This window comes from Micromonospora endolithica, from assembly GCF_003626595.1.
Lineage (GTDB): Bacteria > Actinomycetota > Actinomycetes > Mycobacteriales > Micromonosporaceae > Micromonospora > Micromonospora endolithica.
Genome location: NZ_RBAK01000001.1, coordinates 331,188 through 349,898 on the forward strand (window position 1 = coordinate 331,188; position 18,711 = coordinate 349,898).

The following is an 18,711-nucleotide window of genomic DNA, read 5'->3' on the forward strand; positions in this document are numbered from 1 at the left end:
CGGGAAGGATGAACTGCATGGTAGAGCGATGGGCCGTGGAGCGCGCAGTTCGAGACGCTGACTGCCGCCTCAGCCCTTCCGGACGCCATCTTATCCTCACACTCTTGACCTGGACAGACACTTCAACCGCGGTGATCCCGCCGCAGTTCTCACCAAGCTTGACAGACCTGGAACAGGCAACCGGAATGGCCCGCTCCACAATCACTGTCTGGCTGAACCGGCTTGAGGAGTTGGGCTGGGTCACACGATTCAGGCCAAAGGTAGATGACGCTCGCCGCAAGAAAGCAAGGACCGCCTATCGCCTTCGAATTCCTCCACAAACGGTAGCTGGTTCGGCCACAGAACTAGAGCTAGTACGGCAACCGAACAAATCTAGTCCGACCACCGGACCGGATTCAAACACCAAACAACGCCCCACCGCGCGACGCTCGTCGACCACCAGCCAGAGCCACCCCTACATCCAAGGAGCCAATGGCTACTGCTCCTTTCCCAACTGCGGCAGGTCCGCACCACTCCATTGAGAGAAAGAGCCGGTCATGCAGAAGTCCGCCACGGCGCGCTCAAGGCACGCCGGCAATGACGGAAGAGCTAACTCTAGCCGAGGCCCTACTTGTGGTTCTGTGACACCCCACATCGTGGTGTGACCCAGCCCGCAAGGCCAGGCCCCACCACGCAACTAGCTCAGAGGATGCGGCTCGCTGGTAAGCGCCGACAGAGCGGCCGCGATCTCCTGCACCGTCGCTCGCACATAACTAGCTGTAGTGCCAGCATCGCCGCCACCTTCCGAATGACCGGCATAGGCTCGTGCGATAGCGTAGCCGAAGTTCCTTTCAACCCATGTCAACGTAGTGTGCCGCAACCAGTGTGTGCTGATCTGCTGCACGTAGACCCACGGTAGGTGCTCGCCGATCCGCACCCACAGATGGTCGTAACGCCGGTACGTGATGGGCTGGCCACTCCGGTAGCGCAGCAGTTGACCCGCCTCCGTCGCGCCCCGCTCCTCACCATGCCGTTGCAGGTATCTCATCAACGTCGGAGAAACTGGTTGCCAACGCACCGTGTCTCCCTTCTCGCGCAGCAGAACCAGACATTGGTCCGGATCGAGATCAACCGGGCGAAGCGCCAGAGCTCCGCCGCGGCGACACGCCGTCTCGGTATGCAACCGCAGGAGCAAGGTATCGAGCGCCGGATCGTCGCCCGTGCTGGCGGCGATAGCGTTAATCTCCGCCAGCCGGGCGTCCGCGACCGCCCGCCGCGTGCTCGGCAACCGGCGCGGCTTCGCCACCTTCAACGCAGGGTTGTCTGACGCCGCGATGAAACCATCAGCGACTGCCCTCTTGTAGAGACAACGCAGTGCGGCGATCAGGTGCTCAGCTGCGCTTCGGCCCCCGCGGGCGTTCCGCCGAGCCACCACGTGCGTCTTGACATACTCCGCCAGACGCTCGATCTCCGACGGTGTGGGCTCAACCAGTCTCCGATGCCCCCAGTGCTCCACCACGCGTTTCCAGTAAGAGCCATAGGCTCGCCGGGTACCCTCACTGACCGCAGCCGCTACGACTGGAACGTACTCGGCGAACGTCGGCGCCAACGGTCGCTTCGCCGATGCTTCAATTAGGTCGGCAGGCGAGATGCCCATTCTTGCGAGCAGCAGTCGAGCGGCATCCAACTCGGCCGAGCCCGCCGTGGTCTGACTCACCCCTCGTCACCGCCAAGAGCAGCAGCGTGCGCCTGGACAATCATTCGGTCCAGGGCAGCGGGTGGGTGCACAACAAGAACCCCGGCAGTGGGATCCGCTGCCAGCAGTACCCGCTCGCCGGCCTTGAGCCCGCACCACTTGCGGACAGCCGCGGGCAGGTGCAGATGGCGCTGCCCAGTGAGGGTGAAGACACCTTGCGAGCTCACCCGCACGACGATGAGCCCGGCGTCTTCATGGATATGAAGACGGGTGCCCGATGTCCAGCCGAGCGCGCGGACGATCACCCGGTCGGCGATTCGGCCACTGATGTCGATGGCGGCCAAGCCATACACCATGACCCCCGCGCGTGGCGTCGGAAAGTCTGGCAGCGGCAATGGTGGGCGACGTAGCGATCCGTCTAGTCGCCGACTCTCCTCGCGGATTCGACCCGGCAGCGCAGGAGGCACCAGGGCGGCGACTGTTGCGTCAGCCATGGCGATCAGCCCCACGGGAGACAGTCCCGATGAAGGTTGCCGAAAGGGCTGGAAACCCGTGATCAAGCGAGCTTGACCACGGGTACGTCAGATACAGCAGGGATGCTTCAAATCTGTGTCCGAGGGGGGACTTGAACCCCCACGCCCTATACGGGCACTAGCACCTCAAGCTAGCGCGTCTGCCATTCCGCCACCCGGACCTGCTCGTCCAGCCTACCGCGCCAGGCAGGTGATCTTTCCACCGGCCGGCAGCCCGGCGGGCCGCACGGGGAGTCACTGTACACGCCCCGGATGGATCATGCACATCGGCTTCCGGTCGGTGGACCGGGGCGCGTCCGGACGCCTTCCCGGGCTGATCATCGGGGCGATTCACGCTTTCCCCGGCGGGTCCGGGTAGCGGGCGGGCGGTGTGTGCCGGCAGCATGACGGTGTGTCCCATCCCTCCCCACTCGCCACGGTCCAGCACCGGGCCCTCGCCCTTCGGGAAGCGGGCGATACCGTCGCCGCGCGCCGGCTGCTCACCGACGCCGTGGAGTCGGCCCGCCCGCCGTACGGGCCGGACCATCCGGACACCCTGAGCACCGCGCATCTGCTGGCCCGGCTGCACCGGGAGGCCGACGAGCCGAGCGCGGCGCGCCGGGTGCTGGAGGAGGCGTTCGCCGCGGGAGAGCGCCGGTGGCCGCACGCGGACCCGCTGATGCTGGCGCTCGCCTTCGAGTTGGCCGTCGTCGCGGACGAACTGGGCAACCGGCACGAGGCCCGCCGCAGCTTCAACCGGGTGGTCACCGCCGGCCCCGCCGTGCTCGGCGACGACCACCCGGCGGTACGCGCGGCACGCCGCTACCTCGGCCTCCCCGACGCCCCATCCACTGCCCCGCCACCGGCCCCCGAGCACCACGCCGCCCCGCACCCGGCGACGCCCGCCCCGCACTTGCCGCACCCGACCGCGACGCCGCACCCCCGCCACCCTGCCGCTGCCCCACCGCCGGCCCAGCGCCCACCGACCGCCCGACCCGGCCCGTCACCAGCGGCCACCGCCACCGCCCCGACCAGCAGCGCCAGCCCCACCACCGGCGCTCCCCCACTCGACGGCGGATCGACATCCGCCGATCGTCACGCCACCCCCGGACCGCACGCCACCAGCGGACCGCACACCGTTGCCGGGCCACATGCCACCGCTGGACCGCACGCCACCGGCGGACCGCAGGCCACCGGCGGGCCGGTTCCCGCCGCGCGGACGGCTGGCGACGGGCCGGGCGCGTCGACCCGTTCCGGGTTTCCACCCCGTCCCGACGGCTTCGGCGGGCCGGGACGATCGCCCGGGGTGAACGCGCTCACCGCACCCACGGTCTCGCTCGCGGTCCTCACCACCGCGTGGCGACCGCACGACGGCGAGACGGCCACCGCCCAGCTGCCCCGGATCCCCGCGGACGACGGCGGGCCGCAGCCACGGCGCGGTCGGGAGACGTCGATCTCCGGCGGACCGCCGGAACAGGCTCCGCCGCCGGGCGCCCCGCCCCTGCGGGTACCCACCCCGCGAGCACATCCGGCGGACGCCGGGCCCGTGCCGCAGGCGCACCCGGTAGCCGAACCACCGCCCCGGCAGCCGTCGGCGGTCCCGGCGCGCCGCGCCACCCCGCCGCCGGTCGTGGTGCCGGAGAAACCCGCGGGAGTACGTCCCGGCGCGCCGACCCGGCCTACCTCAGGGGCCGATCCGACGCCGCCGACCTGGTCACCGCCGCAGCAACCGGGGCCCGGGTCGGCGTGGAGGCCCGCACCGTCGCCGCCGCCGGTGGCTCACTCCCCCGGACCGGTCGGACCGCCGACGGCGGACTCGACCGCGACCGGTGCCGGTCCGCAGCCGTCCGCGCCCCGGCAGCGCGCCGGTGACCGCGCGCCGGCCACGCCGCCGCCCCACGAGTCGCACGGCGGGCGGGCGGAGCCGAACCCGACCCGGTCGGACGTGCCGGGTTGGGCCGAGCCGACCATCCAGGTACGGCAGCTCGAGCCCCTTCTGGCGCAGGAGCGGGCCCGGCGGGCCGCCGGGTCCACGGACGGGGACACCGGGCCGCCGGTACGACGAGCCGCCGGAAGCGGGCAGGGTCCGGACGGCGACACGGCTCCCGAGCGGCTCGGAGCCATCCGGCCGGACCCGGCGCCGCCCACCGGTCCGCTCCCGTCGGCGTACCCGACGAGCGGGCCACCGGCCCCAGTGCGCCCGGCCGGGCCGGCGCAGCCGTCGAGCGCGCCCCCCGCCACCTCGTACCCCACCAGCGGGCCCCCGGCGCAGGCCCGTCCCGGCAGCGCACCGCCGTATCCGACCAGCGGACTCCCCTACCCGACCAGCGCACCGCCGGCGCCGACCCACCCCGGCAGCGCACCGCCCTACCCCACCAGCGCACCGCCCTACCCCACCAGCGGACCACCCGCGCCGACCCACCCCGACAGCGCACCGCCGTACCCGACCAGCGGACCGCCCGCGCCGACCCACCCGATCGGTGGGCCGCCCCCGGAGCCGTACCCGGCGGCGACGAGCGGACCGCCGGCGCCGAGTGCGGCACCGCCGATCTGGCCGGGTGCGGCCACGCCGTCCGACCCGGACGCGACAGACCCAGGTAGGAGCGTCGCGCCTCCCGGGGCGTACGGGCCGTCGGGGGGGCAGCCGGCCGGGCAGCTGTGGTCCGGGTCCGGCGCGGCGGAGCGGTCCGGTCACCCGCCGCCGGAGGATGACGGCCGCCGGCGACGGAACCGGATCGTCATCGCCGGGGTGGTCGGTCTGGCGGCGACGGCCACCGGGGTGGGGGTGGGTGCCGTCCTGGCCGACCGCTACCCGGCTGCGTCCTCGGCGCCGGCGACCAGCTCGGCGTCGAGTCCTCCCCCCGCCGACCTGGCGTTGCGGGACGAGGGGGCGTCGGTCACGGTCAACTGGTCCGACCCGTCCGGCGGCGCGGTGCCGTTCATGGTGGCCGGCGGCCAGGCCGGGAAGACCCTGCGGGTGCTGACCACGGTGGACCCGGGTCGGACGACCTGGACGGTCAACGGGCTGAGTTCGCGGCTGGACTACTGCTTCACGGTCGTCGCGGTCTACTCGACGGACGTGGCCGCCACGTCGGAGCAGGTGTGCACCGTGCGCGACGGCACCGCCGCCCCCGGGTGAGCGGAGCGCGTCCGTCGCGGCCGAGCGCGGGGGCGCGCGGAGCGGAATCGGCGGGGACACCCCGGACACGCTGTGTGTCCACAGGAGGACGGTGCGGGTTCCCCCGGGCGTGACCGGGCCATATGATGGCACCCGGCGCAGGGGAGGGTCGCCGGACACCGGTCGCGACCTGCCGTAACGACTCGGAGAGGCGGCCGTTGTGGCGACCATCGACGATGCCGTGAGGGCCGGCGCCTCCGGGAGGCGGTTCCGGGGCGGGTTGGTGACCGTCGGCACGGTGGCCGCGCTGCTGGCCGCGATGGGGCTGACCGTGCTGGGGCTCGGTGCCGCCGACACCGCCGTGGCGAGCCACGACGCGAGTTCCTGGTTGTGGAGTTCGGCCCGCTCCGAGTTGGCCCGGGTCAACGGGGTCACCGCCCGGGTGGACACCCGGGTGGAGGTGCCCGACGCCCGCCGGCACCCGACGCGGGTGTCCCAGACCGACCGGCTGCTGGTCCTGCGTGATCTCACCACCGGGCAGGTGTCCTCGCTGGACCTGGCGACGCTCCAGATCACCGCGAACACGAGGACCGCTCCGGGTATCGGGGTGAACGTCGCCCTGCACGAGGACGCCGCCTTCGTGGTCGACGCCGTGCAGGGCGTGGTCCGCCAGCTCGACCCGCGGTCGCTGGCCCCGATCGGGGAACCGGTCGGCTACCCACCGGGGATCACCGGGGGCGAGTTCGACGGCGCGGGGCGGCTGTGGATCGCGGTGCCGAGTGAGGGCACCGTCTCGATGATCACCGCCGCGCCACTGCCTTCCGCGCCCGCCTCGGCGGCCCCCACCGAGGGCGGCCTCAGCCCGCAGCGCGTCGCGACGTACGAGGTGGCGGAGCCGAGCCACGAGCTGGTGGTCTCCACGCTGGACGAGGGCGTGGCCGTGCTCGACCGCACCGCCGGCGAGCTGGTGACCGTCCGGGCCGGGACGGTCACCAGGGCGAAGCTGGCGGTGTCCGCGCCGGGCACGCTGCCGGCGCGTACCACCGGGTCGGTGGTGCCGGTGACGGTGCCGGGCGAGCGGCGGGTACACGTGGTCGGGACCGCCGGTGACGTGAACGCCTTCGCGGTGCCCGGCTCGGGCGATCGGCTGAGCGCGGCGGTGGCCTGGGCGGGGCGGATCTACACCGCCGACGAGTCGACCGGGACGGTGTACGCGTTCGACGCCGACGGCCGGCTGGTGGACACCGTGCGGGGCCGGTCGGCGGGGCCGCTGGAGCTGGAGGTGCGGGAGAACCACCTCTTCATCAACGCGCCCGACGCGTCGACGGCCCGGGTGGTGGACGATCGGCACCGCGTGCGGGAGGTCGACAAGTACGCCAACGACGTGCTGGGGGGCGACCCGCCGCCGGTTCCGCCACCGCCACCCCCGCCGAAGAAGCCGAAGGTCGGCAAGCCGGGCGCACCGAGGGCGGTGACCGCCGCCGCCGGCAACGCGCAGGCCCGGGTGAGCTGGCGGGCGGCCGCCGCCAACGGCGCGGAGATCGTCCGCTACGTGGTGACCGGCGCCGGGCGGCGCCTGGAGGTGGGCGCCAACCAGCGGGCGGTGGAGGTCACCGGCCTGACCAACGGTGAGACGTACCGGTTCGCGGTGCACGCGGTGAACGCCCGGGGCGCCGGGCCGTCGCGGAACAGCAACCCGGTGACACCGACGGCGGCGGTGCCGGACCCGCCGGCCAGCGTGACCGCGCAGGAGCGGCCGGACGGCACGGTTCTGGTGCGGTGGCCGGCGGCGAACGGCCAGGGCAACACGATCGCCCGGTACGCGGTGACGGCCACCTCGGCGGGCACCAACGCCCCGGCCGGCGAGTCGACGAAGACCGAGCTGGTGGTGCCGGCCGGTGAGTTGGAGTACGGCACCCAGTACGCCTTCACGGTCGTCGCGGTCAACGACCGGGGCGCCGGGTCGGCGGCCTCGCCGGTCAGCAACACCGTGGTGCCGTACGCGGCGCCGGGGCGGCCGGTCGAGCTGAGCGCGGCTACGGTGTCGGACCGGCCGGGCACGGTGGCGGTGCGGTGGGCACCGGCCGAGGCCAACGGACGGCCGGTGACCGGTTACCTGGTGGACGTGGGTGGCCGGCGCAGCGAGGTGACCGACACCGCCACCACGATCGGCGGCCTGGGCAACGGGCAGAACGTCACGGTGACGGTGAAGGCGGTCAACGAGGCCGGACCGGGCGCGGAGGCGACGGTCACCGCGCGGACGGTGGCCGAGCCGCGGGTCACCGTGACCGGGTCGTCGGCGACGGCCACGTCGGCGACGGTGCGGTTCACCGTGGACGCCGGGGGCGGGAAGGTGACCTGCGCGTTGAGTGCGCCCGGTGAGCCGGCGAAGGCCGGCGGGTGCGGCAGCATCACGATGACCGGTTTGCCGCCGGGCACCAGCCACACGTTCACGGTGACCGCGACCAACGCCGCCGGGAAGGGCACCGCCACCCGGGTCCAGGCCACCGCCGCGCTGTACGGGACGGCGACGTGCGTCAACGGCCCGGACGGTGACCAGCGCACCTACTGCAACGCCGACGTCGACGGCCGGAACGGAAACGAGGTCTTCTCGGTGCCCCGTCAGGACAACGACCGGCAGGTCGGCTGGGCGAAGCCCGGCACCCGGCTCAGGGCGTACTGCCGCCAGGCCGGCGAGGACGTCGACTCGTGGATCTACAACGACCAGAAGCAGAGCACCTGGTGGGTGCGGGTCGACTACAAGGGACGCAACTACATCCCGTGGGCCTGGCTCAACCTCGACGGCGGCGACACGATCACCGACCTGCCGCCCTGCTGACCACATACAGGCGAGGAGCACCACCGACCGTGCAGACCCACGACCCGCTCACCCAACCGGAGGTGCAGGGCTTCGCGGCGCTCGCCGCCCGGCTGGCCGAGAACGTCAACGCGGTGGTGCTGGGCAAGCCCCAGGTGGTCCGGCTGGCGCTGACCGCGCTGTTCGCGCAGGGGCACGTGTTGCTGGAGGACGTTCCGGGGGTGGGCAAGACCACCCTGGCGCGGGCGGTCGCCGCGACCGTGAAGGGGCAGTGGCGGCGCATCCAGTTCACCCCCGACCTGCTGCCGTCGGACGTGTCCGGGGTGACCATCTTCAATCAGGCCAGCCGGGGGTTCGAGTTCCACCCGGGGCCGGTCTTCGCCAACATCGTCATCGCCGACGAGATCAACCGGGCGTCGCCGAAGACCCAGTCGGCGCTGCTGGAGGTGATGGAGGAACGCACCGTCACGGTGGACGGGGTGCGGCACCCGGTGCCGCAGCCGTTCCTGGTGGTGGCCACCCAGAACCCGGTGGAGATGGACGGCACCTACCGGCTGCCCGAGGCGCAGTTGGACCGGTTCCTGGTGAAGCTGTCCGTGGGGTACCCGGACGAGGCGGTGGAGGTGGAGGTGCTGCGCGGGGCGACGGTGCGCTCCCCCGAGGCGCTCACCCCGGTCACCGACACGGCCACCGTCGGGGAGATGGTGCGGATGGCGCGCCGGGTGCACATCGCCGAGCCGCTGTACGCGTACGCGGTGCGGTTGGCGGCGGCGACCCGGACGCACCCGCAGGTGCGGGTCGGGGTGAGCCCGCGCGGGGTGATCGCGCTGACCCGGGCGGCCTGCGCGTACGCGCTGATCGACGGGCGGGGTTGGATCATGCCGGAGGATCTGAAGACGCTGGCCGAGCCGGTGTTCGCGCACCGGCTGCTGCTCACCCCGGACGCGCAGGTGCGCGGGGTGACCGCCGCCGAGGTGCTGCGCCAGGCGATCGCCTCGGTGCCGGTGCCGCTGCCGTCCGGGCAGCCGGCGCCGGTGCGGGGCTGACCAGGGGCGTGGGGATCACCGCCCGGGGTGTCGGGTTGCTGGTCGCCGCGGTGGTGCTGCTCGGCGCGGGTTTCCGCTTCGCGTACCCGGAACTGGTGCTGCTGGGCGCGGCGGCCGCGACGGCGGTGGGCTACGCCGGGGTGGTCGCGGCCCGGCGCCCTCGGCTGGTGGTGGAGCGGGTCGCCGACCCGGACCGGGTCGCGCGCGGCGAGCCGGCGGCGATGACACTGTCGGTGCGCAACGGTGGCCGGTGGCCGGTGGCGAGCGTGGTGGCCGAGGACCGTTGCGGGGACCGGGCCGTCCCGGTGCCGCTGCTGCGGTTGCGGGCCGGCCGGGACACGACGGTCCGCTACGACGTGCCGACGGCCCGCCGGGGTGTGGTGCCGGTCGGCCCGCTGCGGGTGGTCCGGCGCGACCCGTTGGGGCTGGTGGCGTCGGCGCGCCGGTACGGGTCGACGGTGCCGGTGTGGGTGCATCCCCGGGTGCATCCGCTGAGTGCGGTGCCGACCGGCGCCGGGCGCAGCCTGGACGGCCGGGTGGACGCGGTCCCGCACGGGTCCATCACGTTCGACGCGCTGCGCGAGTACGTGGTCGGTGACGAGTTGCGTCGGGTGCACTGGCGGACCAGCGCCCGGGTGGGCGAGTTGATGGTCCGGGAGAACGTGGACACCAGCCTGCCCCGGCTCGTGGTGCTGCTGGACAACCGGGCCGCCGCCCATCCGGAGCGGGTCGACGGGGTGGCCGAGTCGTTCGAGTCGGCGTGCGAGGCCGCCGCGTCGGTGGTGACCGCCGCGTACCGGGCGGACCTGCCGGTGGTGCTGCTGCTGGCGGTCCCGGACGACGACGCCGGGTCCGGCGAGCCGGGTGGCCCGCTGGACCGGTTGGCCGCGGCGAGTCTCGGCGACGCCGACGACCTCCGGCCGGTGGTCAACCGGCTGCGCCAGGACCGGCTCGGCGACACCCTGGTGCTGCTGACCGGCCCGGGTGGCCGGGCCGACCTGGGTGCGGTGGGCGCGCTGCGCGGCGCGTACCCCTCGGTGGTGGTGGGGGTTCTCGGTGCGACGCGGCCGGTGCCGGCGGACGCGGCGGGCCTGGTGGTGGTCGACGCCGCCGACGGCGCCGGTTTCGCCGGCGAGTGGGACCGGGTCCGCCGGTGGTGACCGCGCCCGAGCGCGGCCGGCCGGGCGCGGCGGCCCTGGCCGGCCGGATCCTGGCCGCGACGCCGTTGCCGGTGGCGCTGGCCGCGCTGGTCGCGCTGGCCGGGGTCGTGCTGGACCGGGTGTACGCGGGCGCGCTGCTGACCGTGCTGGTGCTCGGTTCGGCGGTCGGGTCGGTGGCGGTGAGCGTGGCGGCGCGCCGGCTGCCGTCGTGGGTGGTGGCGCCGCTGTCGGTGCTGGCGCTGGCCGGTTGGACGGTGTTCGCGCTGCGCTGGTCGGCGAACTCCGCCGGCGTGCCCGGCCCGCTGGCGGGGTCGGTGGCCGACGCGGCGGCCAACGGCATTCCCCGGCTGCTGACCGCGTTGATCCCGGTCGAACCGGCGCCGGACACGGTACTGGTGCCGGTGGTGGCGGCGTGGCTGGCCGGGCTGGCCGGCGCGGAGGTGGCGCTGCGGGCCCGCCGGGTGCTGCTGGGCTACCTGCCACCGGTGCTGCTGTACGCGGGCGCGCTCTACGTGGTGGGCCCGAACGCCGACCCGGCGGCGCGGCCGACCCTCGCGTTCGTCGCGGTGGCGGTGCTCGGCCTGCTCACCCCGGGTGGTGCCGGCCCGCCGGCGGGGCTGCCCGCCCCGGTACGGGCGGCGGTGCGGCTGCGGCTGGTGACCGCCTCGGCCGCCGGGGTGGCCGTGGTGGTCGGGTTGAGCGCGCTGCTCGGGCCGGCACTCGCCGGCCAGGTCGGCGGGCGGCCGGTGGACCCGCGCCGGTACGTCGAACCGCCCCGGGTGGACGCGTGGGACGAGAACCCGCTGGTCCGGATCTCCGGGTGGGCGCTGAACCCGGAGCAGCCGCTGCTGGACGTCCGCACGCCGGTGGGCGCGGACCCACGGGGCGACCGGATCCGGCTGGCGGTGCTCAGCGACTACGACGGGGTGACCTGGCGGGTCGGGGCGACCTACCGCAACGCCGGGCGGGTCCTGCCCGCGCCGGCGCCGCCGGAGTCGGCCACCACCGGGACGGTACGCCAGGAGATCACCGTCGCGGAACTGCGTGGTCGGCTGCTGCCGGCGGTCGCCACCCCGCGTGAGGTGACCGGTGCCCGGGTGGCGTACGACCCGGCCACCGGGACGCTGATCCGGCCGGAGGGGCTGGCGCCGGGGTTGCGGTACACGGTGACGTCGGTACGGGAGCGGCCGGACGCGAACCTGCTGGCCACGGCGAGTGTTCCGGCCGGCGAGGAGGTGGCCCGGGTGCTGCGGGTCCCCGACGGGGTGCCCGACCCGGTGCGCCGCCTCGCCGCCGAGCTGGCCGAGTCCAACGGCGCGCCGTACGCGCGGGCCGCCGCCGTCGAGCAGTTCCTCGCCGAGCACTACCGCCTGGTGGCCGACTCACCGAGCGGGCACGCGTACCCGAATCTGGCGTTCTTCCTCTTCGGCCCGCGTGCCGGTGGTGGGCAGCGGGGCACCTCGGAGCAGTTCGCGGCGTCGTTCGCGGTGCTGGGCCGGTTGACCGGGCTGCCGACCCGGGTGGTGGTGGGGTTCCGGTCGACCGGCGACGGGCCGGTGCGGGCGGGTGACGCGTACGCCTGGCCGGAGGTGCTCTTCGACGGGCTCGGCTGGGTGCCGTTCGACCCGCTGCCCCGGCCCGACGACGAGCCCCGACCGGTCGAGGAGGACTTCCGTCCGCCCCCGGAGGAGCCGCCGCCGTCGCAGGTGCCGGAACCGACGGTGGAGCCGACCGCACCACCGGAACCGGTCGCGGCGTCGGACGGCGAGGCCGGTGGCGGCGGTGTGGGCACCCCCGTTCTGGTGGCCGTCGGGACCGGTGGTGTGCTGCTGCTGGTGGGGGCGCTGCTGTTCGTCCTGGCGGCGCTGCGCCGCTCGCTCACCCGGGCCCGCCTGCAACGGGGTGACCCCGGCCAACGCATCGCCGGCGCCTGGCGGGAGGTCACCGACGCGCTCCGGCTCGCCGGGCACCGGGTCGGCACCGACCTGTCGGCGACCGAGGTCGCCGTGCGGGCCCACCGGGTCCTCGCCGATGCCCGTGCCCGCCACGCCGGCACCGACCCGGGCACGGTCACGGACGGTCCCGGTGGCGGCTTCGTCGCCAACCCCGGCGGCGCGGTTGGCACGGGCGACGCGGGCAGCGCGGGCGGCCCCGGCGCGAGCAGCGGCGCGGGACCTGCGGGCGGCATCGGCGCGGGAGTCGCGGGCGGCGGCATCGGCGCGGGAGTCGCGGGCGGCACCGGTGTCGAGGAGTTGGCCGATCTGCTCAACCGGTTGGTGTTCGCGCCCGGCACCAGCAGCGAAGGGGAGGCGGCGCGCGCGGTGACCCTGGCACGGGACTACACCGCGGCGCTGCGGGCGGCCCGCCCCCGGTGGCGGCGCCTGCTCTGGTCGGTGCACCCCGGTCCGCTGCGCCGCGACCGCGGCACCGGACCGGTCGAGCGGCCAGCATCGACGGACGGTCGTGATCCCACCCCGCATGATCACGCTCGATCCATGTTGTAGTGGCTTCCGGGTGCGGACGAGGCCACTACAACATGGATCGAGCACGATCATGAGCCCGCCGCCGACCGGCGCGGGCACCGCCGACGCACCGGCGCGCGGACGGCGACACCGCGGCGCGCTGGTGGGGCGGGTCAGGTGGTCAGCCGGCGGACGAGTTTGCGCAGGCCGGCCTGCCAACCGTCGGGGTCCTCGGCCCGGCGGCGGGCGTAGTCGGCGACCTCCGGGTGCGGGAGGATCAGGAAGCGTTCCTCGGCGAGGCCGGCGATCACCGCGTCGGCGACCTGGTCGGGGGTGAGCACGACGCCGGAGGCGGCGATCACCTTTGCTCCGAGGTGACCGGCGGCCAGCCCGTCGGCGAGCATCGGGGTGTCCACGCCCTGCGGGCAGAGGGCGTGCACCCGTACGCCCCGGTCCCGGTAGGTGATCGCGAGCCACTCGGCGAAACCGACCGATGCGTGCTTGGTGGCGGTGTACGCGGCGTCCCCGACCGCGGTCAGCACCCCCGCCGCGGAGCAGGTCATCAGCAGGTGACCACCGCCCCGGGCGAGCATCGCCGGCAGCACGGCGCGGGCGGCGTACACGTGCGACAACACGTTGACCCGCCAGGCACGGTCCCAGCCGGCGTCGTCGACCTCGATGCCGCCGCCGGTGGCCACGCCCGCGTTGGCGCAGAACAGGTCGATCCGCCCGTATTGTCGCTCGGTGTCGTCGACCAGCGCGCGGACCTGGTCCTCGTCGGTGACGTCCAGGCCGACACCGTGCGCCTGCGGGCCGGCCGACTCGGCCACCGCCCGGGCGGCGTCGGCGGCCAGGTCGGCCACCACCACCGCGGCGGCGCCCTCGGCGACGAACCGGCGGACCAGTGCCGCCCCGATGCCACCGGCCCCGCCGGTGACCACCACGACCCGATCGGTGAGGTTCACGACCGCGCACCCCCGCCCAGTCGGCCGATCACGTCGAGCAGAGCCTCGGGGCCGCCGGTGTTCAGCTCGGGCGTCGGCAGCAGCGCGAGCACCGGTACGTCCACCCCGGCCTCGGCGTACCGGAGTGCCTCGGACCGGCAGTGCTCCGGCGAGCCGTGCAGCACCAGCGCGTCGACCACCTCGTCGGGCACCGCCGCGCCGGCGCCCCGCCGGTCCCCGGCCGCCCAGGCCCGCCACATCGGGTCGAAGACCTCCGCCCGGCCGAGCCAGCGGTGGAACTCCGCGTACGCGGGCACCGTCAGGTAGCTGGTGATCAACCGGCGGCCCAGGGTGCGGGCGTACGAGGCGTCCTCGGTGGGGCAGACGAAGATCCGGGCGACGACGTCGAAGCCGGGCTTGCGCTCGCCGACGACGCCGAGGGCCTGCGGTACGTCGGAGGCGGCTAGCCAGTTCAGGATCACCCCGTCGGCCTCGGCGGCGGCCAGCCGCAGCATGCCCGGCCGCAGGGCGGCGAGCAGCACCGGTGGTGGCACGGCCGGCGGCCGTTCCAGGGTGAACCGGCGGACGGTGAACGTGTCGTACGCCTCGTCGACGGTCGCGCCGGACAGCGCCGCCTTCAGGAAGCGCAGCACGTCGCGGGTGCGCCGGAACGGCTCGGTGAACTCCCGCGCGTTCCAGTCCCGGACCAGCACCGGCGACGACGCGCCGATGCCCAGCGCGAATCGGCCCGGCGCGGTCTCGGCGAGCGCGGCGGCGCTCATCGCCAGCAGGCCCGGCCCCCGGGTGAAGACCGGCGTGATCGCGGTGCCCAGCCGCAGCCGGGGCGTCCAGGCGGCGGCGAGCGCCAGCGGGGTGAACGCGTCGGCCCCGGCCACCTCGGAGGACCAGAGGTCGGTGAAGCCCGCCCGGTCGAGGGCCGTGTAGACCGCGCCGTGGTCGGCGAGCGGGATGCCGCCCATCGGTACCGTCATGCCCCATCGCGTCGTCATCGGTCGATGGTGCCCGCCGGCGGTGGCGCGCCGCAAGATCGGACGGTGGGGAGCCGAGTGGGATTCTGCACTCCCACTGCACTTGACCGGGTTTCCCGGATGCCGGTCGGGTGCCGCCGCCGGGATGTTACGACTGCCTGATGGGCTCCACCGAGGGCGAACGGCGCCGACTCCTGGCCGGGAGGCGACGATTGCTGCCCACCACGGAGGACCCGGGGCGGGCGACGTTCCTGGAGCTGTTCTTCGACCTGGTCTTCGTGTTCGCGCTGACCCGGATCTCGGCCCGCGCGTTCGAGGACCTCTCGCTGAAACCGGGTGGCGGCGAGGGGTGGGGGGCGGTCACCGGCGGCGGCAAGACCCTGCTGCTGCTGCTCGCGCTGTGGAGCGTGTGGCAGGGCACCGCGTGGACCACCAGCCGGTACGACCCGCGCCGAGGCTGGTTGCAGCTCGTCGTGATCACCGCGCTGGTGTGCAGCATGGTGATGGGGGTGGCGATCCCCCGCGCGTTCTCGGGGACCGGGTTGGCGTTCGCGGTGGCGTACGTGGTCGCCCAGGTGTCCCGGCCGGTGATCCTGCTGATCGCCCTCGGCCCGCACCCGTACCGCCGGCTCAAGGCGCGGATGGCGATCATCTTCGCCGCCAGCGGCGTGTTGTGGATCGTCGGGGCACTGCTGCCGACCAACGAGCGGGTGGCGTGCTGGCTGACGGCACTCGCCGTCGAGTACGTCGCGGTCCGGCTCGGTTACCCGGTGCCCGGGCTGGGCCGGTCGAAGATCTCGAAGTGGGACATCGCCGGGGAGCACCTCGCCGAGCGCTACCAGCAGTTCTTCCTCGTCGCGCTGGGCGAGACGATCCTGGTGGCCGGTTTCGCGTACAGCAAGGGTCCCTACCACCCGGATCAGACGACCGCCTTCGCCCTCGCGCTGGCCACCTCGATCGTGCTCTGGCGGATCTACGTGCAGCGCGCCGGGCAGATCCTCGGCGAGGCGGTGGCCAACGCCCGCCACCCGGCGACGATCGGCCGGTCGGCGGCCGACACCCACCTGGTGATGGTGGTCGGTCTGACCGCCACGGCGATCGGCTACGAACTGGTCGTCGAGCACCCGATGGATCAGCCCGAACCCGCCTGGATCGCCCTGGTGGTCGGCGGGCCGGTGCTCTTCCTGGCCGGCCGGGCCCGCTTCGAGTACGAGGTGTTCTCCCGCGTGTCGCCGTCCCGGTGGATCGCCGTCCTGGTGCTGCTGGCGTGCGTACCGGTGCTGCTGCACCATCCGCCGCTGTGGTCGGCGACCGTCGCGGCGGTGGTGCTGGCCGCGGTGGCCGTGGCCGACGCCCGGCGGGCCCGGGGCCGGCCACCGGAGGCGGCGGCACCGCCGTTCTGAGCTGGGGGTTCCCACCGTCGCGGCCGGCGGCCCGCGCCGTCGGCCGCGCTACCCTCCCTCTCGTGACCTTCTCCCTCGTCGCCCGCTCCGACGACGGCCGCCGGCACGGCATCGTGGTGGCCAGCAAGTTCCTGGCCGCCGGGGCGCTGGTCCCGGCCGCCGAGGCCGAGATCGGCGCCGTCGCGACCCAGGCCCACGTCAACCTCGCCTACCGCCCGCAGGGGCTGGCGCTGCTGCGTACCGGCGTGACCGCGACGGACGTTGTCGCCGGCCTGGTGGCCGCCGACGGCGAACGCGACCACCGGCAGGTCGGCGTGGTCGCCGCGACCGGGCCGGGCGCCACCTGGACCGGGCCGAGCTGCCATCCGTGGGCGGGGGGCCAGGCCGGCGACGGCTGGGCGGCGCAGGGCAACATCCTGGCCGGCCCGCACGTGATCGACGCGCTCCGCGACGGCTGGCTCGGCGGCTCCGCGCTGCCGTTCCCGCAGCGCCTGCTCGCCGCGCTGCGCGCCGGCGACCAGGCCGGGGGCGACCGGCGCGGTCGGCAGAGCGCGGCGCTGCTGGTGGTCGAGCGCGGGGGTGGGTACGGCGGCACCGGCGACGCCCTGGTAGACCTGCGGGTCGACGACCACCCCGACCCGGTCGCCGAGCTGGGCCGGCTGCTGGCGATACACACCCTGCTGTTCAGTCGCCCGGACCCGGCGACCCTGCTCGACCTGACCGGCGCGGTCGCCGCCGAGGTCGGCGCGCTGCTGGCCGCCGTCGGCCACCCGGTCGACCCGGCGGCGCCGGAGGAGGCGCTGGTGTCCTGGGCCGGCCTGGAGAACCTGGAGGAGCGGCTGGTGCCAGGACGGATCGACCCGATCGTCCTGGACCACCTGCGCAAGGCCGCACCGCACGTGCCGGCCCCGCGCGCGGCGAGCGGGACCACCGCGACGACCTGACCCTGCTCAGCCGGCGAAGGAGAGCCGGCGCAGGCCGGCCGCGTCGACGATCAGGCGCTCGTGCGGGGCCAGCGGGACTCGCCCGGTGATCTTGCGGATCAGGTCGAGCCGGTCCCAGCCCAGCTCCGGTGGGACGGGCCGGCCGCCGGTGAGCAGGTCGGCGATCACGGCCGCCGCGGTCGGGGTCAGCCACGGGTCCCGACCCAGGGCCGCCGCCAGGTCCAGGCCGTGCACCCCGACCTCCACCACCCGGGTACGCAGGAACTCGGCGAGCGCCATCGCGTCACCGTGCCGGGTGCGCACCACCCGCCCGGCCGGCGCCCGGTCCACCGCGTCGAGGGTGGTCCGCCAGGCGGCGTCGAAGTCGGCGGCCAGCGCGGCGCCGTCTCCGGCGCGGGCCGCCCGCCGGCCGCCGTCGATCCGGTCGGCGTCCACCGCCGGGGCGAACTTGGCGGCGCCGAAGTAGCCGGTGGCGTCGACCTCGGCGCGGGACGGCGCGGGCGCGGCGAGCATGTCGACCAGCCGGGCCGCTCCGGCGCGGACGTGCGCCACCAGTTCCCGTACCGTCCATGGCGGACAGTCGGTGGGGCGGTCGAGGTCGCCGTCGGCCAGACCGGCGAGCACCTCGACCAGTTGGGCGCACTCGTCGTGGAACGCCGTCCGGACCTGCCGCGGACCGGTCACCCCGGTCAGCCCTTGTGGCGCGGGACGAGGCGGTGCACGCTGATCAGCACCAGCGCCATCACGACGCCCATGGTGCCGGCGATACCGGCGGCGCTGCCCGTGTATCCGACGAAGAGCGGCCGGCGGCTCAGCTCGTCCGGCGCCACCCGGGGCAGGTCGACCAGCCAGGCCAGCGCCAGCGCGCAGGCACCCATCGCCAGCAGGCCCCCGAGGCCGAGGACGAGCGCGGCGGTCCGGTGCGCGTCGGTCGACTCCACCTGCGCCTGCTCCCGCTGGGTGATCAGCAGCAGCACCCCGGCCAGTGCCGCCCACACGCCGACGACCAGGTACGCCGCCACCGCGTCGCTGGGCCGGTGCCAGCCGGCCGAGAGGGTGGCCACCCCGGCGACGGCGGCGTACGCGGTGGCCAGGAACGCACCGACGACGCGGACCTTGCGGGGCAGCACCAGCACCAACGCGACCGCGACCGCCGCGGCGACGGTGGTGTGCCCGCTGGGCAGGCTGTTGCCCACCGCCGCCCGCTCCGGGTCGATCCCGAAGTCCGGCCGGACCAGGAGGTACTTGAGCAGTTGGGTGGTGACGTTGGCGCCCACGATCAGCAGGGTGGCCGTGACGGCCAGCGCGATCCGGCCCCGGATCAGCGCGATGAAGCCGATGACGGCGGTGACCGCGAGCAGCGACACCACGGACATCGCGTTGAGGACGGTGTTCACCGGGCCGTCGATCCGGTCCTGACCGATCCGGTTGCCGGTCAGCGCCACCGTGTCGATCCACTGACCGAGTTCCGCATGGACGGCGTAGCGCCACACCACCAGGAAGGCGGCCGTCTGGGCGAGCGCCAGCACGACCAGCCAGACCGCGGTTCCACCCCTTGCCGTCACGCGCACCCGGACAACCTATCGGCCGCCTCCGGCGGGTCGACCGGTGGGAGGAGGCCGATAGGTTGGGGCTGAGCT

General features: G+C 74.6%; 12 protein-coding genes, 1 tRNA gene and 1 pseudogene. 7 read left to right on the forward strand and 7 right to left on the reverse strand.

Annotated features, from left to right (window positions below; translation table 11 throughout):
• Positions 1-676: 676 nt before the first annotated feature.
• The 3 genes from D7223_RS01525 to D7223_RS01535 form a co-directional block, all read right to left on the reverse strand.
• Positions 677-1,696: a tyrosine-type recombinase/integrase gene (locus D7223_RS01525; RefSeq protein ID WP_238161451.1), complete on the reverse strand. Its 1,020-nt coding sequence runs from the start codon at positions 1,694-1,696 to the stop codon at positions 677-679.
• Positions 1,693-2,019, reverse strand: a complete 327-nt coding sequence (locus D7223_RS01530; RefSeq protein WP_238161452.1) for an AbrB/MazE/SpoVT family DNA-binding domain-containing protein — start codon at positions 2,017-2,019, stop codon at positions 1,693-1,695. Before D7223_RS01530 ends, D7223_RS01525 begins: the two co-directional genes overlap by 4 nt.
• 266 nt (positions 2,020-2,285) lie before the next feature.
• Positions 2,286-2,369: transfer RNA gene (locus D7223_RS01535), tRNA-Leu, on the reverse strand.
• Positions 2,370-2,599: 230 nt separating this feature from the next.
• Between D7223_RS01535 and D7223_RS34210 the strand changes: the two are divergent.
• From D7223_RS34210 to D7223_RS01560, 5 genes and pseudogenes are all read left to right on the forward strand, one after another.
• Positions 2,600-3,199: pseudogene (locus tag D7223_RS34210) on the forward strand (tetratricopeptide repeat protein); the annotation flags it as partial.
• 2,326 nt (positions 3,200-5,525) lie between these two features.
• Positions 5,526-8,144, forward strand: coding sequence for a fibronectin type III domain-containing protein (locus tag D7223_RS01545; RefSeq protein WP_120723989.1), 2,619 nt, complete (start codon positions 5,526-5,528; stop codon positions 8,142-8,144).
• 29 nt (positions 8,145-8,173) lie between these two features.
• Entirely contained in the window at positions 8,174-9,169 is a 996-nt protein-coding gene (locus tag D7223_RS01550) for an AAA family ATPase (RefSeq protein WP_120723991.1), read from the forward strand.
• 8 nt (positions 9,170-9,177) lie between these two features.
• On the forward strand, positions 9,178-10,329 hold the full coding sequence (locus D7223_RS01555; protein WP_120723992.1) for a DUF58 domain-containing protein: 1,152 nt from the start codon (positions 9,178-9,180) through the stop codon (positions 10,327-10,329).
• Positions 10,330-10,364: 35 nt separating this feature from the next.
• Entirely contained in the window at positions 10,365-12,833 is a 2,469-nt protein-coding gene (locus D7223_RS01560; protein WP_238161622.1) for a transglutaminase TgpA family protein, read from the forward strand.
• A gap of 131 nt (positions 12,834-12,964) precedes the next feature.
• Here D7223_RS01560 and D7223_RS01565 read toward each other — a convergent pair whose 3' ends face one another.
• Positions 12,965-13,756: an SDR family oxidoreductase gene (locus D7223_RS01565; protein WP_120723996.1), complete on the reverse strand. Its 792-nt coding sequence runs from the start codon at positions 13,754-13,756 to the stop codon at positions 12,965-12,967.
• Positions 13,753-14,727 (reverse strand): LLM class F420-dependent oxidoreductase, encoded by a 975-nt coding sequence (locus D7223_RS01570; RefSeq protein ID WP_120723998.1) that lies wholly within the window; start codon positions 14,725-14,727, stop codon positions 13,753-13,755. Before D7223_RS01570 ends, D7223_RS01565 begins: the two co-directional genes overlap by 4 nt.
• A 158-nt stretch (positions 14,728-14,885) precedes the next feature.
• On the opposite strand from D7223_RS01570, the gene D7223_RS01575 reads away from it, so the two are divergent.
• Both D7223_RS01575 and D7223_RS01580 read left to right on the forward strand, forming a co-directional pair.
• Positions 14,886-16,127: a low temperature requirement protein A gene (locus tag D7223_RS01575; protein ID WP_120724000.1), complete on the forward strand. Its 1,242-nt coding sequence runs from the start codon at positions 14,886-14,888 to the stop codon at positions 16,125-16,127.
• Between the two features lie 62 nt (positions 16,128-16,189).
• Positions 16,190-17,071: a DUF1028 domain-containing protein gene (locus tag D7223_RS01580; protein WP_120725604.1), complete on the forward strand. Its 882-nt coding sequence runs from the start codon at positions 16,190-16,192 to the stop codon at positions 17,069-17,071.
• A gap of 6 nt (positions 17,072-17,077) precedes the next feature.
• Here the strand turns inward: D7223_RS01580 and D7223_RS01585 are convergent, their stop codons facing one another.
• The gene (locus tag D7223_RS01585) at positions 17,078-17,764 is read right to left on the reverse strand and encodes a maleylpyruvate isomerase N-terminal domain-containing protein (RefSeq protein ID WP_120725606.1); all 687 of its coding nucleotides are present in this window, start codon (positions 17,762-17,764) and stop codon (positions 17,078-17,080) included.
• Complete coding sequence (locus tag D7223_RS01590) at positions 17,761-18,642, reverse strand: phosphatase PAP2 family protein (protein WP_120724002.1); 882 nt, start codon at positions 18,640-18,642, stop codon at positions 17,761-17,763. The genes D7223_RS01585 and D7223_RS01590 overlap by 4 nt, the downstream gene beginning before the upstream one ends.
• Positions 18,643-18,711: the final 69 nt, after the last annotated feature.